The following is a 20,947-nucleotide window of genomic DNA, read 5'->3' on the forward strand; positions in this document are numbered from 1 at the left end:
CAAACACCCGCAGAGCGCTTTCAAGCTTGTGTTGCCTCCACCCGTTGAACCCACCGACGAAACCGGACACTATGCAAACCGCGCCCCATTCCCCCGATCGGCATAGTCAGCTCCCCCCCGCATAGCCGAAGAACGCCAGCAGGTCCGGCGCCTCGGCCACCGTTTCCGTCACGATCCGGCGTTCGCCGGTGGAGAGCATCAAGACTTGTGCCGGGGCTTCCTCTTCAGCGGTTGCCATGTGGGCGCTGCCTGCATCGCGGTCCGTCTCCAGCCCGAAAGCGCCGAGGATCGCATCGGGATCGCGGCGGAAACGTTCGTAGGTGACGAGGGGATAGCCGTGGCGCTCGATCGCCGTGCGGAGCAGCGTGCTGCGCCAGATCCACAGCCGCGCGAGGTCGCGCACCACGCGGTCGCGGGGGACGCCGCGGTAGCCGGGCAGGTGGTAGCGCTTGAGCTGCGCATCCACCGCCGTGAGCGGCGCGCGATTGGACACCGCGACGCGGTATTCCGCGAAATGGGCGAACAGCGTCTCGTGACGGACCAGGTGAGGCGGGCTCTTCTCCAGGAAAAAGGCCCGGCTGCGGCTATGCTCCGCCTCGGCGATACGCGCGCTCCAGACGCCGAGCACGGCTTCGTAGTCCACGAACTTGCGCTCGCACCATTGGTCCACGTCCATCAGCCCGCGCACCAGCCGCTGGCCCTCGAAGCTGGGGGTCAGCCCGGCCACGTCCGCCCGCTCGGCAAGGTGCCGGGCGATCGCGGTGCTTCCCGCGCCGGGCGGGGTGAGCAGAAACAGAAAGGGGTGGTGGATCCGATCGGTGCGGCGGCGGGGCCAGTAGGGGCCGGGATCCTGCGTCCGGGCCTGAAGCCCCAGCGGCTTCAGCAGGCGATCGACCGCGCCTTTCACAGAACAGCCCCGTTCATGCACCGCTCCCTCATCAAGGCACCGGCATCAGGATAGCCCGTCGTTCCCGTACGCGAGCGGCTATTGCGAGTGGTGGGCTACCCCCTTCAGGCGACCTCGTAGCCGGTGACGCGAAACAGACGCTCCCCGATCGGCTCGCCGTGCAGGAGCAGCACCCGCCCCTGCCCATCGAGATCGGCCGCGAGCGCCTGTGCTTCAGGGCCCTCCAGCATCAGGTCCAGCTCGACCCGGTCGTCGTAGAGCCTGCCCTGCCCGAGCACGCCCCGGCGAAAGGCCGTTCCCGGCGCGTTCACCGCGATCGCCACGTCCGCGCCTTCGCAGCCCCAGGCGCCGAACGGCCCTTCGCCCCGCACCGTTCCGGCAATGTCCAGACCGCAGGCATCGTCACGCGCCGCCACGACGCCGATCGTCACCGCGCGGATCGTCACCATGAGCGCCGCTTCGGTTGCCGGCTTGCCTTTCCAGGCGTCGCCACGTTCCATCATCCGGGACAAGTCCATATCGATGCGCGCCGCCTCATTCGCGTTCGCGGGAGAGCTTAGATCCCAATAGCTAACGAATTGAGAAGGCGCCGTCTTCAGCCCCGTCTTCAGGGCGCCGTCTTCAGGGAGCCGTCTTCAGGGCTGGGGCAGCACCACCGGCGTCTGCGGCGCGTCCCGCAGGCGCAAGTAGAGCTTGCCCGCCGCCGGGCGCGGCACGCCGAGGCTGGAGCCGGTGAAGCCGGGTGGCACCGCGACGGGGCTGGCGAAAGCCGCGTCGGCAGCCACCGCCTCGATCAGGAACAGATCCCGCCCGGTCAGGGTGCAAGGCTTGGCTTCCTCATTCCCGCAGGCAAGGTTTTCGATGCGCGGCAGGCGGGCCAGCGTCGTGAGCGGGGTCCAGTCGCCGGTCATGTCGCCGCCCACCAGCCGGAAGCGTAGCGGGCCGAACACGCCGGGCGGCAGGTCGGCGGCCTTGAGGCGGGCGACGAGCACTTGCCGGCTTTCCAGCGTCAGGCCCTTGCCGGCCGAGAGACGCACGGTTCCCCGCCCCTCGCCGCCCGCCACTTCGATCATGTCGCGCGCGTCGAACCCCGCATCGGGAGCGGCCTTTATCGAGAAGACCAGTTCGCCGTTGTCGGGCAGCAGTTCGCCCGCGCCCAGTTCCAGCACGCGGGTGCCGGGTGTTGCGGGGCCGGGATAGACGGTGCGGTTCAGCAGCACCGCCTGCGGCCTCGGCGCGCCGACGCGTACCGGCAGCGTCACGCTGCGACCGTCCGCCAGGCGCACCACCGCCTTGCCCGAAGCACCCTGCTCCGGTGCCTGAGTCTGCGCCTTCTCGTTGGGTTTGGCGGTGAGCCGCAGCCGGTCCATCGCATCCTCGCGGGTCAGGCCGTCCGGACGGTATTCCACCTCGCCCAGGGTCAGCGACTGCACCTGGTCCAGACGCTGCCCGGTGAGCACGCCCTGGCTGTCCCCGGCATGAAGTTCGAACCCGTCGATCCGGCTTGCCTCGGCACGGGCGCGCAGCATGACCGTCTCCGCGCCCTTGGCGCCCTGATAGCGCACTTCCACGCGCACCTCGCCGGGGCCGACGCCTTTGAGCGGCACGGTCACGGCCAGCCGGTTGCCGTCCTGCACCTTCCAGTCGAGCGGCCGGGGCGCGCCGTTGCCCTGCCGCAGCAGCACATCTTCGACGCAGGAGGGAGCAGCACCTTCCAGGACGACCGCATTGTCGCGGCCGATCACCAGCGCATCGGCCTCTCCCGCGACTTTCCAGGCGGTGCCATCGGGCCGTTGCAGGAGGAAGTCGGGGCCGGAAAACGGCGCGAAGCCCCAAGTGCCGTGGAGCTGGGCGCGCATCGATCCGGCAAAGGCGCTCGGCAGTTCCTCGGGCGCGATCCTGTAGCCGCCCTGGTCGGCGCGGGGGATCACCGGAACGTCGATGGTCTGGCCCGAGGCATTGGTGAGCTTGACCTTCATGTCATGCGCAAAGGCCGTGGAATAGATCAGCGGCGCCCCTTCCACGCCCAGCACCGCGCCGGGGCGGGCCACGCAGACCGGCCCCTTGGCGGTGCTGCGCAATTGCGGAGGAATGTCCGCTTCCACGGCGGGCAGCGCGGCGACCATGACCGACTTGGGCTTCTGGAACGAAGGCGCGGCGTTGAGCAGCAGCGACATCGTCTCTTCCCGGCGCTGCGCAAGCGTGGGCAGATAATTGAACTGCGGGTTGTTGAAGGCGCCGAAGATCTTCGCAATGTCCCGCGCCACGGCGATGTAGGCGCTGTAATAGCCTCCGCCCGCCTCGCGCGTGGCGCTCAGTTGCAGGGCCAGGTCGGTGGGCGTTCCCGTCAGCGTATCCGCTAGCGAACTGGAGTGGACGTCGCTCAGCACCAGCGTTTCCCGGTTCTGCAACAGGCAGGACGCCTGCATCTCCACCACCCGCGACAGGCATTCGTCGTTCAGCTTGATCGACAGGCTGCGCGCCAGCACCGGGGCGACCGTGCGCAGGTACTCCGGCGCGGTGTTGTCCTGTGCCTTGATCGCCGCCATGAAGGCGACCAGCCGCGAATGGTCTAGCGAGGCCTGATTGAGATCCTGGCTGGCGCGCACGAATTCGCCGGGCTTGCCGCGCACAGCGTCCAGCAGCACGCCTTCCGCTCCGCCGGTATCGGGCACCATCAGCAGCACCAGCTGGCGCGCGCCCTTGGGCACGGTCAGGGAAAGCGCCTTGTCCTTGTCCTTCTTCTTCCAGGTGCTGGCAGTCTGCACCCAGTCCTTGGGCGGCGGATTCGTGGCCCCCCGCAGGAAGGCCGAAGTGAGCAGGAACTTCTGGCCGCCATCGTCGTCACCGCCGTCCGGCCTCTGATTCTCGGGCAAGGCGGCGTGGATGGACAGCTTGTCACCCTCTGCCAGACTAGGCACTTGCGCGATCGGCAGGGTCTGCTGCCCGCGCGTTACCTCTATCCGCAGGTCCGGGCCGGTCAGTTCGAACGGTGCGGGATCGGCCAGAGCGGGCAACGGCGCCAGCAGCACGGCGGCCAGCACGGCGCCGGTGCGAAATCGCGAATCATGGTCCTTCATGCTGATCGGCAAAGCGCGTCCATCCTGTCGGTTGCCTGACTATCGGTATTGGCGCGCGGATTTATTCACGTCCGGTCCTTCCGTGCCAAGAGCGCTCGGACGGTTCACCCCTCAGAAAAGGCGCCAGAGCGGATTGGCGGGATCGGACAGCAGCTTGATGGTCAAGGCGAAAGACATGACCACCAGCAAGGGCCGCACCCCGCGTCCACCGAAGCGGATCGCCAGCCAGGCACCCAGCTGGTTCCCCGCGACGTTGGCCGCCGCCATGCTCAGGCCGAGCAGCCACAGCACTTTGCCCCCGGCCACCATTGCTGAAAGACCGGCCACATTGGTCGCGAGGTTGATGAACTTGGTATTGGCGATCGCGCGGACCAGCCCCAGCCCGCCCAGCGCGACCAGCGCCGTGGTGAGGAACGATCCGGTGCCCGGCCCGAAGAAGCCGTCGTAGAAGCCGATCCCCGCGCATACCGCGGTCAGCCCCCAGCGGCCGAGACGGGCGTGGCGGTCCACTTCGCTCATCGGCGGCGCCAACAGGAAGTAAAAGCCCATGGCGATCAGCAGCAGCGGCACCACCGCGGTCAGGAAGCCGGGATCGACATGCTGGACGGCAGTGGCCCCCAGCACCGCTCCGGCAAAGGCCCCCGCCGCAGGCATCGCGAACGTCCGCAAGTCGATCCGCCCGGCACGAAAGTACGCGAGCACGGCGGAGCCGGTGCCGATCATGGCCTGCAACTTGTTGGTGGCAAGCGCGGCGATCGGCGGCACGCCAACGGTGAGCAGCGCCGGAATCGTCAGCAGCCCGCCGCCCCCGGCCAGGGCATCGATCGTTCCCGCCGCGAAGGCGATGGCGATCAGGAAGGACAGGGCTTCGACGGAGAGTTCCATGGACCGGGCCTATTGGGAGTTCGTTCGAAATTCGCGGAATGGCGAATGTTGCGGCACCGGCCCTCTCCCCCACCCTGCCACCCCACGGTCGTATCCTGCGGGTGGCAGGGTGGGGGAGAGGGCCGGTGCCGCAACGATAATGCCCCTGGGGGCATTATCCAAAGAGCGTCAGCGCTGCTTCTTGGTGATCGTCGCCGTGAAGTCGGGATCCTTCTTCGCCACCCAGTCCACGAACTTGCGCACGTTGGGATTGAGCAGCAGGCCCTCCACATCCATGCCGTGGCGCTGGAGTTCGGAATTGGTGAAGTTGGCGATCAGGGTCTGCTGGCAGATCGGATGCATCGGCACCACGTCGCGCCCGCCCCGGCTCTTGGGCACCGGGTGATGCCACACGATGGTCTGCCCGGTCGGCCGTGCGCAGAGCCAGCACGGCACCGGCGGGGGCGCCTCTTCCTCTTCGACGGGATCTTCCCAGGGGCCGTGCTTGGGGTGCTTGCGAGCCATGTCTCTGCCTGAACTGCCTATAATCGCCACGCCCCTAACGCGCTCCGGCTGACATTGCCACCGCGACATCCTATGCGCCGGTCCATGGCCAGAAAGAAACGATACCTCACCGCAAGGATGCCGGACGGCTATGTGAAGACGATCGGGCCGACCGCCGATCCCTTCACCCATTACTGGCGGATCGTCGCCGAGCTGGAAAACGGCAAGACCGAGGTCTTTTGGGGCCATGTCCGCTCGCTGGCGGAAGCGAAGAAGAAGCGCGCCGCCACGCAGGACGCGGTGCGGATGCGAGGCTGGAAAAGTTTCGTTTTCGAGATCGCCGAACTGGAGGAAAGCGCCGAGTCGCCCGGGTCCTGAACGGGCCGTGATGTTTCCCGAGGGAAACCTCCGCAGCCCCCTGAAACCCTCGCGATCGGCACGGCGCCAGCACGATTGAAGCGCGCGCGCATTGCCGCTAGTCGTTGAGCCGATGTCCAGAATCTCCATGCTGCTCGCCGCCCTGTGCGCCCCCGTCGCCGCTTTCGTATTTCCCGTCGTTTCCCTTTCCGCAGAGGCCGCTCCCTTGACCCAAAACACGCCGGCACCAACCGCCGCGAGTCTCGACTTCCAGCGCGTCTTCGCCAGTCCCTCGCTCGACGGGCCACAGCCGCGCGACGTGAAGATCTCGCCCGACGGCCGCTATCTCACCCTGCTGCGCAACCGCAGCGAGGATCGCCAGCGCTACGACCTGTGGGGCTACGACCGCGAGAGCGGCGAATGGCGGATGCTGGTGGATTCGCTGAAGCTGGGTTCGGCCCGCGAGCTTTCCGAAGCCGAGAAGATGCAGCGCGAGCGCAAGCGCGTGGGCGATCTCAAGGGCATCGTCGCCTATGACTGGAGCGACGACGGCCGCGCGATCATCGTCCCGCTCGACGGCGATCTCTATCTGGCCGGTCTGGACGGCTCGGTGCGCCGCCTCACCGATTCCCCGGAAGACGAACTGAACGCCGCGCTCAGCCCCGGCGGCAAGTACCTGTCCTTCGTGCGCGAGCAGCGGCTCTGGGTCGGCTCGCTCGAACAGGGCGCGCAGAAGCCGGTGACGCCGAAGGAGAGCAGCAGCACCGTCCACTGGGGAGAGGCGGAATTCGTCGCCCAGGAAGAGATGGACCGCATGGCGGGCTACTGGTGGTCGCCCGACGAAAGCCGCATCGCCGTGGAGCGCTATGACGAGGCGCCGGTGAAGATCGTGACGCGCGCGGCGATCGGCGCCGAAGGCACCCGCACTTACGAGCAGCGCTACCCGGCCGCAGGCACGCCCAACGTGCTCGTCTCGCTTTTCGTGATGAAGCCCGACGGCAGCGGCAAGGTGCAGGTCGATCTCGGCAAGGACACCGACATCTACGTGGCCCGCGTCAATTGGGCGCGCGACGGCAAGACGCTCTACGTGCAGCGGCAGGACCGCGCGCAGACCCGGATAGACATGCTCGCGGTCGATCCCGCCACCGGTAGCAGCCGCGTGCTGTTCACCGAAACGGCGGCGCCGGAAAGCTGGGTGAACCTGTCCGGCAACTATCGCTTCCTCAAGGACGGTAGCCTGGTCTGGTGGTCGGAGCGCGATGGTTTCGGCCATCTCTACCACTTCGCCGATGGCCGGTGGCGCCAGCTCACTTCGGGCGACTGGGCCGTGACGAAGCTGGTTTCGGTGGACGAGGCGCGCGGGCGGGTGCTGTTCACCGGCACCCGGGACGACGTGCTCTCGCCCCAGCTCTATGCCATCGACCTTGCGCATCCCGGCACGCCGCAGCGGCTGACCGAGACGGGCTGGGTCAATGCCGCCGTCGCCAACAAGGACGGGCGCACGCTGGTGATCACCCGCAGTTCGCCCGACCAGCCTTCGCAGAGCTACCTGGCCGATGCCGATGGCAAGCGCCTGGCCTGGGTGGAGGAAAACCGCCTGGACGCCGCGCATCCCTATGCGCCCTACCTCGCCAGCCATCGCACGCCCACTTACGGCACGGTCAAGGCCGAGGACGGCAGCGACCTCAACTGGCTGATGATCACGCCGAAGATGGAACCCGGCAAGCGCTATCCGGTGTTCTTCGAACACTACGGCGGCCCGCATAGCCAGCAGGTAGCGCGGCAATGGCTGGGCGCGCTGCCCCAGGCCATCGTCGACAAGGGCTATATTTACTTCCGCCTCGACAACCGCGGCAGCCCCAATCGCGGCGTGAAGTTCGAAAGCCAGATCCGCCACAAGATGGGCACCGTCGAAGTGGCCGACCAGCGCGCCGGGGCCGAGTACCTCAAGACGCTGGACTTCGTGGATCCGAAGAAGATCGCCACTTATGGCTGGTCCTACGGCGGCTACATGACGCTGAAGATGCTCCAGGCCGACCAGGGCCTCTATGCGGCGGGCATCGCGGGCGCGCCGGTGACGAAGTGGGAGCTTTACGACACCCACTACACCGAACGCTACATGGGCGATCCGCGTCAGGTGCCCGACGCCTACAAGGCCTCCGACGCGATCGAGGACGCGGCCAGGATCAGCGATCCGCTGCTGCTGATCCACGGCATGTCGGACGACAACGTGGTGTTCGAGAACAGCACCGTGCTGATCTCGAAGCTCCAGGCCCAGGCCGTGCCGTTCGAGATGATGCTCTATCCCGGCCATACCCATGCGGTGAAGGGACCGATGATCAGCAAGCACGTCTGGGATACGATCTTCGGCTTCCTGAACCGTCACGGCGTGACCCCGCCCAAATAGGCCTTTTTAGAGGTCTGCGGAACCTCCCGGCCTCCCGAGCACTACCTAGCCATACCTTTGCAGGTTTGGTGCCCGGCCCTGCCCACAGGCAAGGCCGGGGAGGCGTGTGCCCACGCGGGTAGCGGGAGGAAAGGCCATGAAGCAACAGTTCAGCCACGCGGACGTCCAGCCGTCACCGGCCCCGTTGTCCTCGCCGGTCGCGTTCCCGTCGCTTTCTGACCGCTTTCTCCATACCCGCCGCCTGAGCCGCGATCTGGTGGCGGAGTTGAACGAGGCCGATACCGCCGTCCAGTCCATGCCCGATGCCTCGCCGGCCAAGTGGCATCTGGCGCACACCACCTGGTTCTTCGAAACGTTTTTGCTGCGCGATCACGTACCCGGCTACCGTCTCCACGACGGGCGCTGGCCGTTCCTGTTCAACAGCTATTACGAGGCCGAGGGCGAGCGGCTCGCCCGGCCCGAACGGGGCCTGCTCACGCGCCCGACGATGGCCGAAGTCCTGGCCTACCGCGACCATGTCGAAGAGGCCCTCACCGCCGCGCTGCCCGCCTTGCTGGAGCGGCACGGCGATCTGGTGGAACTGGGCATCCAGCACGAACAGCAGCATCAGGAACTGCTGCTGACCGACATCAAGCACCTGTTTTCCCGCAACCCGCTTGGCCCGGCCTATGCGATCTCTTCGCTAGCGCCGTCCGGCCGGAGCGCGCCGCTGCGCTGGATCGAGGGGGCCGAAGGGCTGTCCGAAATCGGCGCCGGTCCGGGAGCGACTTTCGCGTTCGACAACGAACTGCCGCGCCATCCCGCCTGGCTGCCCCGCCATGCCCTGGCCAACCGCCCCGTCACCAATGCCGAATGGATCGAGTTCATCGCCGATCAGGGCTATGGCACCGCCGCGCTCTGGCTTTCGGACGGATGGGACTGGGTGCGCCGCGAAACCGTCGCCGCTCCGCTCTACTGGCGCGGCGGCGGGCGGGAGTGGGAACAGTTCACGCTATCGGGCTGGCAGCCGGTCGATCCCGAGGCGCCGGTGACGCACATCTCGTTCTACGAGGCCGATGCCTTCGCCAGCTGGGCGGGCGCGCGCCTGCCCACCGAGCAGGAATGGGAAGCCGCCGCCGCGCCGCGCGATTCCTCAGGCGGCGTACAGCTGGACCGTGCGGAAGCCGTCGCTCCGCGCGCGGAAGCCGAAGTGGATGGCTTCGCCTCGCTCTACGGCAATGTCTGGGAATGGACCGGCTCGGCCTATCGCCCCTGGCCCGGCTACCGCCCGGCGGCAGGCGCGGTGGGCGAATACAACGGCAAGTTCATGTCCGGCCAGTTCGTGCTGCGCGGCGGCAGCTGCGCCACCCCGCGTGGCCACCTGCGCGCGTCCTACCGCAACTTCTTCCATCCCCATCAGCGCTGGCAGTTCACCGGCCTTCGCCTCGCAAGGAGCCTCTGACATGTATTTCACGGCCCCCCGCCCCGAAGAGACCTCGCCTGTCCCCGCCCCTTTCCAGCCCGATCCCGCTTTCCGCGCCGACGTGCTGCAGGGCCTGTCCCAGCCGCAGAAGTCGGTTCCCGCGCGGTGGTTCTACGACATGCGCGGATCGCAGCTGTTCGAGGCGATCACGCAAGTCCCGGAATACTACCCCACCCGCACCGAGGCCGCGCTGCTCCAGGCGCACAGCGCCGCTGTGGCGGAGCGGGTCGGCGCCGAAGCGACAGTGGTGGAATTCGGCTCGGGCAGTTCGATCAAGACGCGTACGTTGCTGAGGGCCATGCCGCGCGCCACCTACGTGCCGATCGATATCTGCGGCGAGTTCCTGGACGAAGCCTGCGCCGCGCTCCAGGGCCTGTTCCCGGCCCTGCGCATCGTGCCGGTGGAAGCCAATTTCATGAACCCGGTGAAGCTGCCCCTGCCGCAGTCACTGCCTCATGGCGAAGAGGCGCGCCCGATGCTGGGGTTCTTCCCCGGCTCCACGATCGGCAACCTCACTCCCGTGGCAGCGGTGGACCTGCTGCGCTCCATGCGCGAAACTCTGGGCGAAGGCGCGCACCTGCTGATCGGCATGGACCGGGCGAAGGATCCCGCCCGCCTGGTCGCCGCCTACGACGACGCGGGCGGGGTGACGGCGCTGTTCAACCTCAACCTGCTCCAGCGCATCAACCGCGAACTGGGCGGCTCGATCCCGGTGGGCGAGTTCCGCCATCTCGCGCGGTGGAATCCCGAGGCCGGGCGGATCGAGATGCACCTGCAAGCCCGCCGCGCCATCCGCTTCGAAGTGGACGGACACCCGTTCCGGATGGAGGGCGGCGAAACCATCCACACCGAGAACTGCCACAAGTACCTCCCCGGCGAAATGCGCGTCCTGCTTGCCGCCGGTGGCTGGCGCGAAACCGAACACTGGACCGATCCGCAAGGCGATTTCTCGCTGATCCTGGCGCGGGCCGACATCGAGCAGGAGGCTTAAGGGGGCGGCCCCGCTCCAGCTCCAGCTCCCCAAAAAGCTCGTCATCCTGAACTTGGTTCAGGATCCATTTGGCCGAAAGCGCGGTGCTGCGATCGGCAAACCGACACCACGGCCTACATCGCAGCCGTTCGTTCAGAGCTGCCCGATGGATCCTGAACCAAGTTCAGGATGACGACCCTGAGGACGTGGCGCCGGTGCCACCGATAAGCCGCTCACCCTCACCCGTTCCCAGGCACCGGGTGAAACCGCATCCGGAACACCGCCCCCTGCGGCGTGTTGCGCGCCACTTCGAGGTTGCCGCCGGTCCGCGCCATCAGCTCGCTGGCGATGGCGAGGCCCAGCCCCGAACTGCGCTGGAAATCGCGCCGGACGGAAGCGAAGCGGGCGAAAAGCTCGGCGCCTTCCTCGGGCACGCCAGGCCCGTCATCCGCTACGCCGATCTCGCCGCAGGGATCGACGCTCACTACCACCCGCGTCCCGGCGGGCGTGTGCTTCATGGCGTTTTCCAACAGGGAATCGAGCGCGCGCGCGGCCAGGTGGTGCGGCGCGAAGACCAGTGCGCGCGCGGTGCCGACGATCTCGATATCCTGCCCGCGCGCAAGGAACAGCGGCGCAATGGCGGCGACCCTTTCCTCGGCCAAAGCGCGAAGATCGGTCACTTCGCCGGGATCGCAGGCCATGGCATCCACTTCGGCAAGCAGCAAAAGCCGCTCGACCATGGCTTCCAGCGCGTCGATCTGGCGTTGCAGACGCGGGGCGGCTTCCGGCGAACCGCCCTGCTCCACCAGCAGCCGCAGGATCGATAGCGGCGTGCGCAGTTCGTGCGCCGCATCCGCCGCGAAGTCCCGCTCGATCCGGTAGGCTTCCTCCACGCGGTCGAGCGCGGCATTGATGGCATGGAGCAGCGGCAGGACTTCCTCCGGCATGCCGGAAGTGTCGACGCGCTGCTGCAACTGATAGGGGGAGACTTGCGCCACCTCGCGCGAGGCGCGCTTCAGCGGCGCCAGCGACTGGCGCACGATCGCCGCGTCCACCGCCAGCAGCCCGATCAGGAACACCGCCAGCAGGCCCCCGCAGACAAGGGCGATCTGCGTGCGCAGATCGTCGAAGATGACGTCCGGATGGTCGAGGTTCTGGACGATCACCAGCCAGCTGTCGCGCTCTCCCAGCAGCGGCATGGAGACCCCGGAATAGATTCTAGCCCCGCGCACCCGCTTGAAATAGGCGGTGCGGGCGCGCATCGGCACCTGTAGCGAGGGATCGGCGCGCAAGTTCTCCACCGCGACGCGGCGCCCCCCGTCCTCGATCCAGAAACTGAAGCTGGAGCCCCCGCCGCGCAGGGCCGCCGCCGTCCCCTCGGCGATCGTCCAGCCGCCTGCGCTGCGGCGCAGGCCGTGCTGCATCTTCTGCGCATATTCGTCCAGGATCTGGCGTTGCAGCCGGTCGCCCGTGCTGTCGATCAGCAGCATCGCACCCCAGGCGGCCAGCACCGCCGTAACCAGCGTGGCGGCGGCATGAAGCAGCAGGATGCGCCGCAGGATCGAATGGGTCCGCCCCTTTTCCCCGCCTTTCCCGCCTTCCGCCATCAGGCCTCCACCCCTTCGCGCAGCAGATAGCCCAGCCCCCGCACCGTCACGATCTCCACCCCCGCCTCCAGCGCCTGGAGCCGCCTGCGCAGCCGGTGGACGCTGACTTCGGCGGCGTTCGAGGAAAACTCGTCGCCCAGCCCGAAGAAGGCGGATTCGATCTGCGTCTTGCGCACCACCTTGTCGCGCTGGCGCAGCAGCAGGTCGAGCAGCTGCACTTCGCGCGGAGCCAGCACGATGGCCGCCTCCTCGCCGGGCGAGCCCACCCGCACCGTTTGCGAGGCGAGATCGTAGCGCAGCCGACCGCAGGCGATCTCGCCGGCCTTCTCGCCCATCGCCCGCCGCAGCAGGGCGGCCACGCGCGCGATCAGTTCCTCGGCGGCGAAAGGCTTGGGCAGGTAATCGTCCGCCCCTGCGTTGAGCCCCGCGACCCGATCGGCGATCGCCGAGCGCGCGGTAAGCACCAGCACCGGCAGCAGATGCCCGGCAGCCCGCAACGAGCGCAACAGCGCGATGCCGTCCTGGTCAGGCAGGCCAAGGTCCAGCAGCAGCGCCGAATGATTGCCCGCCTCCACCAGGATGCGCGCTTCCTCGGCGGTGCCGACGATGTCGTTGCCGAAACCGGCATCGCGCAAGTGCGCCCCGATCAGCTCTGCCAGCTCCGGATTGTCTTCGACGATCAGCAGCCGCACGGCGTGCCCTGCTCCAGTGCCTTTGCCAATGCCTTCGAATGTCTCGCAGTCATGTCCGCATCTATCGCGGGGATGCCGCCCGCGCGCAACCGCCACGCCGCCGCGCTGTAAGGTTGCCGTAAGCCAAGCCGGAATAGCGCGGCTTCGAGCATCGGCAGGCACATCGCCGCCCAGCGCAGAATCGAAATCGGGACATGAAGCCGCAAGTCCAGTCCGCGTGCACGGCGCGCCGCAACATCGCGCCAGTCGCGCCCCTGTCCTCCCGCCGACCGCGCGTCGCCCTGTTCTCCGGGAACTACAACTATGTGCGCGACGGCGCCAACCAGGCGCTCAATCGCCTGGTCGGCTATCTGGAGCGGCGCGGCTGCACCGTTCGCGTCTATTCCCCGACATCCGCCACGCCCGCCTTCGCGCCCGAAGGCACGCTGGTCCCGGTGCCCTCGCTGGCGATCCCGGGACGCGGCGACTATCGCCTGGGCCTGGGCCTGCCGCGCCGCCTTCGTGCCGACTTGCGGGCATTCGCGCCCGAGATCGTCCACCTCTCCGCGCCCGACTGGACCGGCACCGCCGCCCAGCGCCTGGCGCGGGAGGAAGGCATTCCCGTCGTCGCCAGCCTGCACACCCGCTTCGAGAAATACGCCGCCTTCTACGGCGCCGCGCTCGTTCGCCCTGCGATGGAGCGCCACCTCGCGCGCTTCTACCGTAATGCCGACCGCGTGCTGGTGCCCACCCCCGCCATCGCCGGGGAGTTCGCGGAAGCCGGCCTTGGCCAGCGCACGCGCCTGTGGGGGCGCGGCGTGGACCGCGACCAGTTCACGCCGCTTGCCCGCGACTCCGAGTGGCGGCGCGCGATCGGCATCGCGGACGGCGAAGTGGCGGTGCTCCACTTCGGCCGCCTCGTCCGGGAAAAGGGCCTCGCCACTTACGCCGCACTCTGCCGCCGCCTGATCGCGGAGGGCCTGCCGGTCCGCCCGCTCGTAGTAGGCGATGGGCCGGAGCGGCAATGGCTGGAGCGCAAGCTGCCGGAGGCGCGCTTCGCCGGGCACCTGATGGGCGCGGATCTCGGCCGCGCCGTCGCCGGGGCCGACCTGTTCCTCAATCCCAGCACGACCGAGGCTTTCGGCAACGTCACGCTGGAAGCCATGGCCTCGGGCCTGCCGACCGTCTGCGTGGACGTGCCGAGCGGGCGCAACCTGCTGGAAAGCGGATCGGGCCCGCTGTTCGCGCCGGGCGACGAGGACGGCGCGTTCGAGGCCCTGCGGGAACTGGTGCGGGACCACCGCCGCCGCGCCGCGATGGGCGCCTTCGCGCGCCGGGCCAGCAAGGCCTACGACTGGGACGGCGCCTCGCATCAGGTTTTCGAATGCTACATGGACGTGCTGGGCCGCAGCCTTGCCGCGCCGCAAGCCGAAAACCAAAGCGGCGCGATCCCGCGCGCAGCCTAGGCACGTCATGGAAAGCGTGATCGCCCAAGCCAGTGCTTTCGTCGCTACCCACGGAATCTGGGCCGGTCCGGTGGTGGGCCTGCTCTGCTTCGGGGAGTCGCTGGCGATCGTCGGCCTGTTCGTGCCCGCCACCGCCGTCATGCTGGCGATCGGCGGGCTGATCGGCGCGCAGGCGCTGGATGCCTGGCCGATCTTCCTCTGGGCCGTGGCCGGATCGATCCTGGGCGACTGGGTATCCTACGCTTTCGGCAACCGCATCGGCCCGCGCGTCTATCGCCGCTGGCCGCTCAACCGCCACCGCGCCGCCGTGGCCCGCACCCGGCTGTTCTTCCGCAAGTACGGCTTCGCGGCGATCTTCATGGGCCGCTTCCTCGGCCCGATCCGCGCGACGGTGCCGCTGGTGGCGGGCGTGCTGGCCATGCCCAAACGGCCGTTCCAGATCGCCAACATCGCATCCGCCTGCCTCTGGGTGCCGCTGATGTTCGCGCCGGGATACCTGGCGACGGGGCCGCTGGGCGCTGCACTGGCGATCGACGAGAGCAGGCTTGTTCTTGGCGGGCTGCTGCTCGCGGCGCTGGCCATGGGCGCCACCCTGCTGGGATCGCGCCTGCTGGGCCGCAGAAGGCGGGCAGGGACGGGAATTCGACGATGACAGGCGAGGGGACGATGACAATGGCCAGGACGACGATCGCAGCGACACTCCGCAAGACGGGATGCCTCCTCCTTCCGGCGCTGCTGACGGCATGTGGCGGCGCGACGCAGGTGGCGGTGGCCCCGCCGCCCCCGCCGCCGGTGGTCGTCATCCCGCCCCGCCCGCTACCGCCGCAGGGCGCCGCCCCCAACATGGCGATACCGGCACGGACGGCCGACGGCGCGCGCCGCACGGTCAACAGCGAGGTTTCCGCCGCACAGGCGCTCTGGAACCTGCGCTCCGCCTACAACGTGGCCGCGCTCAACTGCACCGGCGAGCAGGGCGCGCCGATCCTGGCCGGCTATGCGGAGTTCCAGAAGAAATACGCCAAGACCCTGACGACGGCGAACCGCAACCTCGACAAGGAATACCGCACCCGCTTCGGCGCCAAGGCCATCCGGGAGCGCGAGGCATACCAGACGCAGGTCTACAACTTCTTCGCCCTGCCCCCGGTGGTGCCCTCGCTCTGCCGCGCCGCGCTGGAGCTGACCGGCGCACTCCAGAACGTGCCCGCCGCGCAGCTCGAACAGTTCGCTCCCGGCGGCCTCGCCAGCGCCGAAGCGCCGTTCCGTGCCTTCTTCGACGCCTATGAACAGTACCAGGCCGACCTCGCGGCGTGGGATGCGCAATATGGCGCGGCCCGCGCCGAAACGATCGAAGACAGCGGAGAAACGCTTTCCTCTTGAGAAGGGATGCGCGGACAAGCGTTCCGCACTTTGTTTCCGAAATGCGAAAAACTTGTGAAAAACACCCTGTAAGGATGCCGTAAGCGCGACTACAATAACCTTAGCGTCATCGCCCCCGAGCGCAGGCTCGGGAATGGGACGCGGGGGCAATCTGGAATGAACGGCGTGACGGATCACGAGCTTATTTCTACGGCATGCATGCCGGCAACTGACGGTTTCTACGTGTCTACGCGGATCGGCGGCGGCCGAACCGCGCTGATTCCGGCGGAGATGGACCAGGTGCTGGCCTGGCGCGTCGATACCTTCAAAGTGGAGGGAGAGGCGGTTCCGCTGTCCACCACCACACCCGTCACCGTGAACGGCAGCGTCGATACCGCCGAGTTCGCGCTGCTGCGGCCGGACGGCACGATCGAATATCCCGAAGGCTCGTCGATCGCCGTGGGCGGCGGCACTCGCCTGCGCCTGGTCGACGACAAGCTCTGACCGCTTCGGAAGGTCGCCGCGCCGGAACCCGAGGGTCGTGCAGCCGTTCCTGACCTTGCCTTGATTCCCGGTCTCCTGCCGGAAACGCCCACCGGAAGAGCCCCGGAAGCGAAATGTCGATAGAAGCCCTGATCGCACAGTTCGGCCTGCCCGCCGTCGCCCTGGGAGCGGCGCTGGAGGGGGAGACGGTCGTCCTTTCCGGCGGCCTGATCGCGCATCAGGGCCTGCTGCCGCTTCACGGCGTGATGGCCGCCGCCGCCATCGGCTCCTTCGTGGCGGACCAGGTGTTCTTTCTGCTCGGCCGCCGCTTCCGCACCCACAGGCTGGTCCGCAAGGTTACCGAGAGGCCCACCTTCTCGCGCGTGCTGCGGCTGCTGGAGCGCTATCCCACCGGCTTCATCCTCGCCTTCCGCTTCCTCTACGGCTTCAGGACGATCAGCCCGATCGCCATCGGCACTTCGGCCGTTCCCGCCCGCCGCTTCGTGCTGCTCAATGCCCTGGCGGCAGTGGTCTGGGGGATCGTTATCGGGGGGATCGGCTACAGCTTCGGCGGCGCGGTCGAACTGGCCTTCGGGCACCTGAGGCGGCATGGCCACCTGGCGCTGGCAATCGCCGCGCTCGTAGCCGTGGCGACCGCCATTACCCTGCTGGTGCGGGCCCGCCTCCGCCGATCGATCGAGGCGGAGGATCCCAACATACCCTAGGGCGAAACTCCGATCGGGCCGCAAGCGCGGCTTTTCGGGGTTTCTCCCGATGGCCATGGGCATTGCCGAAGGACCATCCTGCTCCCCAGTTCAAGGGAGCCTGCCCATGGAAGACGTCCTGCACGCCCTTGCCGAATATATCGCGCTGGGCGTGAACCTGCTGGCGATGCTGGCCATTGCCTGCGGCGCGATCCAGGGCGCGATCGGGCTTTCCCGACTGCTGCTGTTCGGCGGGACCGAGGACGAACTGGGCCCCGTCTGGCTCTCGCTCGGCCGCTGGCTGGTGGCGGGGCTATCGTTCCAGCTTGCCGCCGATATCGTCGAGACCACGATCGCCCCCGATTGGAACGACATCGGCAAGCTTGCGGCAATCGCCGCCTTGCGGACCTTGCTCAACTTCTTCCTCGACCGCGACATGGATGGCTTGCGCGAACGCGCCGAGCGCCGCGCGAAAGCCAGGTTAGGCCAACGCGAGCCGGCTGAAACGCAGGAGATGTCCTGATGTCTTTCCGCGAAGATCACGGCCGCCTACCTGCCCTGCCCGCCGATTTGGGCGCGATCCGCACGGTGCTGGCGGCGGACCGCACGCTGATGGCCTGGATCCGCACCTCGCTCTCGATGCTGAGTTTCGGCTTCACGATCTACAAGCTGCTCAAGGCGCTGGCCGACCATGGGCAGATCGCCCGGACCGACAGCCCCCAGCATGTCGGCATGTTCCTGGCGGCCATGGGCACCATCTCCATGCTGCTGGGCACCGCCAGCTACTGGATGACCTTGCGCGAGATCGCCCAGGCCGGGCCGTTCCGCCTGGGCCGCTCGGTCCTGCTGATGGCGGTGATCATGTCGCTGGCCGGCGTGCTGTTGTTCATCGCCATCGCCGGGCGTCTGGTATGACGATGGGGTCGCCGCCTTGCCCCTAGGGGTTTACCCGATGGGCTGCTCGGGGGCGGTACCGATACGCGGGGCTGGCTGGCGCTCCTATGCTTTCAATGGCTCCTTCGCCCATGTTCTCAGGGGTATGACGCAGGAAGGCCGAAGCCCGATAATGTCCATCGCCGCCTGCCGCGCCCGCCCAAACCGGCCGGTCAGGCCGCATCGCACAGGAGCACACCATGGAAGGCATGATTTCCCATGTGGTTTCGGCCCGCCGCCCCATCCCCGGCGCTAGCCGAGCCCGTAAAGCCGCATTGAGCGGCGCCTGCGCGGCGGCAGCAGCCTTGAGCGTCCCGGCGGGCGCGCAGACGCTGGACAACAACTACTGGGTCAGCGCCATGGCCTTTTTCCCGCGCATCGACACCGACGTGCGCATCGGCTCCTCCACCCCGGCAACTCCGGGCGCGGAGATCGGCACCGACATCGATTTCGAGCAGGATCTCGCGCTCGACAAGGGTGAAATTCTGCCCTCCTTCAGCGGCGGCGCCCGCTTCGGCAAGGTGATCGTGGGGGCCGACTTCTACAAGCTCAACCGCAACGGCCAGACCGGCCTCAAGCGCGACATCACTTTCGACGGCGTGGTCTACCCCGCCAATGTGCAGGTCCGCAGCGGCTTCGACAGCCAGATCTACCGGCTGACGGTGGGCTATGCCCTGGTGCAGAATCCCACGCTGGAACTGGGCGCGGCGATCGGCGCCCACGTCACCCGTTTCGAAACCTCGCTGTCGGGCTTCGCCTCGGTGGGCGGACAGGCCGGACAGACCGAAACGCGCCGCCGCGACACCCTTGCCCCGCTGCCCACGATCGGCGCCTTCGGCACCTGGAAGGTAGCTCCGCGGGTAGAGCTGAACGGCCGGTTCGACTGGCTGTCGCTGAAGATCGACGACTACGACGGCCGGCTGCTCAATGCCCAGGTCGGCGCCAACTACGCAGTGGCGAAGAACCTCGCGCTGGGCGTGGCCTATCGCTACGTCGACTATCGCCTGGGCATCGACAAGGAACGCTGGAACGGCCGGGTGCGCTACAAGCTCTACGGCCCCGCCGTGCTGCTCCAGGCCTCGTTCTAGGGATTGGCTTGGTCACGAAAAAGGCGGCGGCCCCGGTCGGGTCCGCCGCCTTTTTCGTGGCAACAGGGCTGATCGTGCTTTCTATTCGGGGAACAGCAGCGTCATCACGAAGCGAGCGCCCCATTCCGGGCCGAAGCGGGGCCGCTCCACGTAATACCGCGCGCCCACGCCCAGGCTGACCGGCTGCTTGCCGAACTTCACGACATGGCTGACGGAAAGGTTCACCGGCACTGTCCAGTCCTTGGTCTTCCTGTCGTAGCCCGTCTCGGTATTGAGCGCGAAGCTGGTGGAATCGGGCAGGGTCTTGGTGATGAAGGGCTGGAGGAAGGTGCGGCTCACGCCCGGCGCGGAAGACTTGCCCGCAAAGGACCAGACGTGATTGCCCAGGAAGCCGTAAGTCAGGCCCCCGCCCTGCTTCAGCAACACCGCCGTCGGCCCGGCGGCGAACTTGTCGCCCCCGAAAGTGGCGTTGCCGGTGGGCCAGAGGATCGCCGGGCCGACGCCCCAGACCAGCCCGTTCTTCGCCTGCTTCGGTGAGAGGAAGAAGCTCTGTAGCGTGTCGCCCAGCCCCGTATCGCCGTTTCCTGCGCCGCGCGCCGTCTCCTCTTGGCTGATCACCGGCAGGATCGTGCGGGTGATGAGGTTCCAGTCCTTCGACAGGCCCAGCGGGATCACGGGCTGGATGTTCAGCGTGTAGCGGTCGCCGTCGTCCGGGCCATAGCAGCAATCGTAGTTGGACTGGAGCGGCACCGAGATCAGGTTGGAAACCGGATTGGCCAGCTGGTCCGCCAGCGCCTGCCCTTCCGTGGCGGCGCCGCCCGCCGGAACCGGCTCCGCCTCCTGCGCCCGCGCCTCGGCGCAGACCAGGCCCGCCAGCAGGACCACGGCAGGCAGGATCACCGGCAGCAGCAGGACGCGCAGCAACAGCGGAGCGGTGGGCAACCGGGCATCGGCCGGCGCGACCGGCGGCCGCTCGCAAGATCTCCTTGCCGGGACTGTCATCGCCTCGTCTCCCTCGCGGGGGCAAGTGGCCCCGGACACGGAAAAATGGCGCGCCTGAACCGGCGGGGGTATCGGTCATTACCTTGCCTTCCTTCAGGAGAAACCCGCATGGCGCCCGAGCCTGCCGGGAAAACGGCGCCCGCGCGATCGATCCACCTTGCGAGAAGCGCGCAAGACCGCTCGGAAAGCGCCTTTCGCGGCACTGCCTACCGCGACCATGGCGGGTATCTTGCGCCGCTTTTCCAGCGAAAAGGCTTGCAACTGGCCCGCCGGACCTGCTCGAAGGCGGGATGAGCAAGAGTTCCCGCCCCCGTGCCGACAGTCCCGCGCCCGCCACGGCCTTCCGAAATCCAACCAAACCACCCCGAACGCCCGGCACGGATGCCCGCGCCACGCGCTCCGCCGCCGCGCTTCACGCAGCCCTGCTGCGCTTGCTGGAAAGCAAGGCATTCGACCAGATATCGGTCCGCGAGATCTGCGCCGAGGCCGGGGTCCACTACGCCACGTTCTTCCGCCACCACGCCGGCAAGGACGAACTGCTGGAACATATCGCCACGGACCAGATCAACGCGCTGGTGGACCTGACCCTGCCGATCAGGACGGCGCAGGGAGACGCCACCGCCTTTCACGCGCTCTGCGCCTACGTCCAGCAGCATCGCGCCCTCTGGGCGGTGCTGCTGAACGGGGGCGCGGGCCCGTCGATGCGCCGGGAATGGCTACGCCGCGCCACGATCGTCGCCGAAAGCCAGCCTTCCACCAATAGCTGGCTTCCCAAGACACTCGGCACGATCTGCTCGACCAGCCTGATCGCCGAGACCATCTCCTGGTGGCTCGCGCAGCCGGAGCAGGACTACTCGGTGGAGGACGTGGCGCGGCTTCTCCACCGTCTGGTCGTCGGCTCCACCCTGGCGGGAGACTAGGGCGCGTGGGTAAATTCCGAAAGTCCGGTTACGCCCCATTGCGGCCATTCAACTCGAGAGGAATGAGCGGCGGCTTTCATGCCGTCCCAGCTTTGGCCGCTATGGAGGAACGTCGGGGGAAGCTGACCTTGCCCTAGCTCTGAGCGTGGCTAAGGTGATGCCATGT

The 20,947-nt window shown here is 67.9% G+C and carries 21 protein-coding genes; 13 read left to right on the forward strand and 8 right to left on the reverse strand.

Annotated features, from left to right (window positions below):
• Positions 1 to 106: 106 nt before the first annotated feature.
• The 5 genes from RT424_RS20600 to RT424_RS20620 form a co-directional block, all read right to left on the reverse strand.
• The gene (locus RT424_RS20600; protein WP_313442061.1) at positions 107 to 907 is read right to left on the reverse strand and encodes a hypothetical protein; all 801 of its coding nucleotides are present in this window, start codon (positions 905 to 907) and stop codon (positions 107 to 109) included.
• A 104-nt stretch (positions 908 to 1,011) separates the two neighbouring features.
• Positions 1,012 to 1,410 carry a hypothetical protein gene (locus tag RT424_RS20605; RefSeq protein WP_313442063.1) on the reverse strand — a complete coding sequence of 133 codons (399 nt, stop codon included), beginning with the start codon at positions 1,408 to 1,410 and terminating at the stop codon, positions 1,012 to 1,014.
• Between the two features lie 132 nt (positions 1,411 to 1,542).
• The gene (locus tag RT424_RS20610; RefSeq protein ID WP_313442065.1) at positions 1,543 to 3,987 is read right to left on the reverse strand and encodes a hypothetical protein; all 2,445 of its coding nucleotides are present in this window, start codon (positions 3,985 to 3,987) and stop codon (positions 1,543 to 1,545) included.
• 111 nt (positions 3,988 to 4,098) lie between these two features.
• Complete coding sequence (locus RT424_RS20615) at positions 4,099 to 4,872, reverse strand: TSUP family transporter (RefSeq protein ID WP_313442067.1); 774 nt, start codon at positions 4,870 to 4,872, stop codon at positions 4,099 to 4,101.
• Between the two features lie 168 nt (positions 4,873 to 5,040).
• The gene (locus tag RT424_RS20620; protein ID WP_313442069.1) at positions 5,041 to 5,376 is read right to left on the reverse strand and encodes a hypothetical protein; all 336 of its coding nucleotides are present in this window, start codon (positions 5,374 to 5,376) and stop codon (positions 5,041 to 5,043) included.
• Between the two features lie 84 nt (positions 5,377 to 5,460).
• On the opposite strand from RT424_RS20620, the gene RT424_RS20625 reads away from it, so the two are divergent.
• The 4 genes from RT424_RS20625 to egtD all read left to right on the forward strand — a co-directional run bounded on the left by RT424_RS20625 (position 5,461) and on the right by egtD (position 10,572).
• Complete coding sequence (locus RT424_RS20625; protein WP_313442071.1) at positions 5,461 to 5,733, forward strand: hypothetical protein; 273 nt, start codon at positions 5,461 to 5,463, stop codon at positions 5,731 to 5,733.
• A gap of 112 nt (positions 5,734 to 5,845) precedes the next feature.
• On the forward strand, positions 5,846 to 8,119 hold the full coding sequence (locus RT424_RS20630; RefSeq protein WP_313442073.1) for a S9 family peptidase: 2,274 nt from the start codon (positions 5,846 to 5,848) through the stop codon (positions 8,117 to 8,119).
• Between the two features lie 136 nt (positions 8,120 to 8,255).
• Positions 8,256 to 9,560, forward strand: a complete 1,305-nt coding sequence (gene egtB, locus RT424_RS20635) for an ergothioneine biosynthesis protein EgtB (protein WP_313442075.1) — start codon at positions 8,256 to 8,258, stop codon at positions 9,558 to 9,560.
• Between the two features lies 1 nt (position 9,561).
• Positions 9,562 to 10,572 carry an L-histidine N(alpha)-methyltransferase gene (egtD, locus tag RT424_RS20640; RefSeq protein ID WP_313442077.1) on the forward strand — a complete coding sequence of 337 codons (1,011 nt, stop codon included), beginning with the start codon at positions 9,562 to 9,564 and terminating at the stop codon, positions 10,570 to 10,572.
• Positions 10,573 to 10,790: 218 nt separating this feature from the next.
• Here the strand turns inward: egtD and RT424_RS20645 are convergent, their stop codons facing one another.
• A complete protein-coding gene (locus tag RT424_RS20645; protein WP_313442079.1) occupies positions 10,791 to 12,158 on the reverse strand; it encodes an ATP-binding protein in 1,368 nt (455 codons plus the stop codon).
• Positions 12,158 to 12,850 (reverse strand): response regulator transcription factor, encoded by a 693-nt coding sequence (locus RT424_RS20650; RefSeq protein WP_313442081.1) that lies wholly within the window; start codon positions 12,848 to 12,850, stop codon positions 12,158 to 12,160. The genes RT424_RS20645 and RT424_RS20650 overlap by 1 nt, the downstream gene beginning before the upstream one ends.
• A 194-nt stretch (positions 12,851 to 13,044) precedes the next feature.
• Here RT424_RS20650 and RT424_RS20655 point away from each other — a divergent pair, with 194 nt between their 5' ends.
• The 8 genes from RT424_RS20655 to RT424_RS20690 all read left to right on the forward strand — a co-directional run bounded on the left by RT424_RS20655 (position 13,045) and on the right by RT424_RS20690 (position 18,859).
• On the forward strand, positions 13,045 to 14,295 hold the full coding sequence (locus RT424_RS20655) for a glycosyltransferase family 1 protein (RefSeq protein WP_313442083.1): 1,251 nt from the start codon (positions 13,045 to 13,047) through the stop codon (positions 14,293 to 14,295).
• Between the two features lie 7 nt (positions 14,296 to 14,302).
• Complete coding sequence (locus tag RT424_RS20660) at positions 14,303 to 14,947, forward strand: DedA family protein (RefSeq protein ID WP_313442085.1); 645 nt, start codon at positions 14,303 to 14,305, stop codon at positions 14,945 to 14,947.
• A 14-nt stretch (positions 14,948 to 14,961) separates the two neighbouring features.
• On the forward strand, positions 14,962 to 15,672 hold the full coding sequence (locus RT424_RS20665; RefSeq protein ID WP_313442087.1) for a hypothetical protein: 711 nt from the start codon (positions 14,962 to 14,964) through the stop codon (positions 15,670 to 15,672).
• 198 nt (positions 15,673 to 15,870) lie between these two features.
• Positions 15,871 to 16,155, forward strand: coding sequence for a hypothetical protein (locus tag RT424_RS20670; protein WP_313442089.1), 285 nt, complete (start codon positions 15,871 to 15,873; stop codon positions 16,153 to 16,155).
• 113 nt (positions 16,156 to 16,268) lie between these two features.
• On the forward strand, positions 16,269 to 16,859 hold the full coding sequence (locus RT424_RS20675) for a DedA family protein (protein WP_313442091.1): 591 nt from the start codon (positions 16,269 to 16,271) through the stop codon (positions 16,857 to 16,859).
• A gap of 106 nt (positions 16,860 to 16,965) precedes the next feature.
• Positions 16,966 to 17,361, forward strand: coding sequence for a DUF1622 domain-containing protein (locus tag RT424_RS20680; RefSeq protein WP_313442093.1), 396 nt, complete (start codon positions 16,966 to 16,968; stop codon positions 17,359 to 17,361).
• Complete coding sequence (locus tag RT424_RS20685) at positions 17,361 to 17,753, forward strand: DUF202 domain-containing protein (protein ID WP_313442095.1); 393 nt, start codon at positions 17,361 to 17,363, stop codon at positions 17,751 to 17,753. Before RT424_RS20680 ends, RT424_RS20685 begins: the two co-directional genes overlap by 1 nt.
• Positions 17,754 to 17,971: 218 nt before the next feature.
• The gene (locus tag RT424_RS20690; protein ID WP_313442097.1) at positions 17,972 to 18,859 is read left to right on the forward strand and encodes an outer membrane beta-barrel protein; all 888 of its coding nucleotides are present in this window, start codon (positions 17,972 to 17,974) and stop codon (positions 18,857 to 18,859) included.
• 81 nt (positions 18,860 to 18,940) lie between these two features.
• Here the strand turns inward: RT424_RS20690 and RT424_RS20695 are convergent, their stop codons facing one another.
• Positions 18,941 to 19,861 (reverse strand): hypothetical protein, encoded by a 921-nt coding sequence (locus RT424_RS20695; protein WP_313442099.1) that lies wholly within the window; start codon positions 19,859 to 19,861, stop codon positions 18,941 to 18,943.
• A gap of 290 nt (positions 19,862 to 20,151) precedes the next feature.
• Between RT424_RS20695 and RT424_RS20700 the strand changes: the two genes are divergently transcribed.
• Entirely contained in the window at positions 20,152 to 20,781 is a 630-nt protein-coding gene (locus tag RT424_RS20700) for a TetR/AcrR family transcriptional regulator (protein WP_313442101.1), read from the forward strand.
• The last annotated feature ends 166 nt before the right edge of the window (positions 20,782 to 20,947 follow it).

Origin of the sequence: Novosphingobium sp. (assembly GCF_032093395.1) — a bacterium.
Taxonomy (GTDB): Bacteria; Pseudomonadota; Alphaproteobacteria; order Sphingomonadales; family Sphingomonadaceae; genus Novosphingobium.

Excerpts from the sequence above, each read along its gene's own strand:
- RT424_RS20655 (WP_313442083.1), top strand. The coding sequence starts at position 13,045 with ATGAAGCCGCAAGTCCAGTCCGCGTGCACGGCGCGCCGCAACATCGCG.
- RT424_RS20605 (WP_313442063.1), bottom strand. The coding sequence starts at position 1,410 with ATGATGGAACGTGGCGACGCCTGGAAAGGCAAGCCGGCAACCGAAGCG.
- RT424_RS20620 (WP_313442069.1), bottom strand. The coding sequence starts at position 5,376 with ATGGCTCGCAAGCACCCCAAGCACGGCCCCTGGGAAGATCCCGTCGAA.
- RT424_RS20680 (WP_313442093.1), top strand. The coding sequence starts at position 16,966 with ATGGAAGACGTCCTGCACGCCCTTGCCGAATATATCGCGCTGGGCGTG.
- RT424_RS20660 (WP_313442085.1), top strand. The coding sequence starts at position 14,303 with ATGGAAAGCGTGATCGCCCAAGCCAGTGCTTTCGTCGCTACCCACGGA.
- RT424_RS20695 (WP_313442099.1), bottom strand. The coding sequence starts at position 19,861 with ATGACAGTCCCGGCAAGGAGATCTTGCGAGCGGCCGCCGGTCGCGCCG.
- RT424_RS20665 (WP_313442087.1), top strand. The coding sequence starts at position 14,962 with ATGACAATGGCCAGGACGACGATCGCAGCGACACTCCGCAAGACGGGA.
- RT424_RS20645 (WP_313442079.1), bottom strand. The coding sequence starts at position 12,158 with ATGGCGGAAGGCGGGAAAGGCGGGGAAAAGGGGCGGACCCATTCGATC.
- RT424_RS20700 (WP_313442101.1), top strand. The coding sequence starts at position 20,152 with ATGAGCAAGAGTTCCCGCCCCCGTGCCGACAGTCCCGCGCCCGCCACG.
- RT424_RS20675 (WP_313442091.1), top strand. The coding sequence starts at position 16,269 with ATGTCGATAGAAGCCCTGATCGCACAGTTCGGCCTGCCCGCCGTCGCC.
- RT424_RS20625 (WP_313442071.1), top strand. The coding sequence starts at position 5,461 with ATGGCCAGAAAGAAACGATACCTCACCGCAAGGATGCCGGACGGCTAT.
- RT424_RS20690 (WP_313442097.1), top strand. The coding sequence starts at position 17,972 with ATGGAAGGCATGATTTCCCATGTGGTTTCGGCCCGCCGCCCCATCCCC.
- RT424_RS20685 (WP_313442095.1), top strand. The coding sequence starts at position 17,361 with ATGTCTTTCCGCGAAGATCACGGCCGCCTACCTGCCCTGCCCGCCGAT.
- RT424_RS20630 (WP_313442073.1), top strand. The coding sequence starts at position 5,846 with ATGTCCAGAATCTCCATGCTGCTCGCCGCCCTGTGCGCCCCCGTCGCC.
- RT424_RS20670 (WP_313442089.1), top strand. The coding sequence starts at position 15,871 with ATGCCGGCAACTGACGGTTTCTACGTGTCTACGCGGATCGGCGGCGGC.
- egtD (WP_313442077.1), top strand. The coding sequence starts at position 9,562 with ATGTATTTCACGGCCCCCCGCCCCGAAGAGACCTCGCCTGTCCCCGCC.
- RT424_RS20610 (WP_313442065.1), bottom strand. The coding sequence starts at position 3,987 with ATGAAGGACCATGATTCGCGATTTCGCACCGGCGCCGTGCTGGCCGCC.
- RT424_RS20615 (WP_313442067.1), bottom strand. The coding sequence starts at position 4,872 with ATGGAACTCTCCGTCGAAGCCCTGTCCTTCCTGATCGCCATCGCCTTC.
- egtB (WP_313442075.1), top strand. The coding sequence starts at position 8,256 with ATGAAGCAACAGTTCAGCCACGCGGACGTCCAGCCGTCACCGGCCCCG.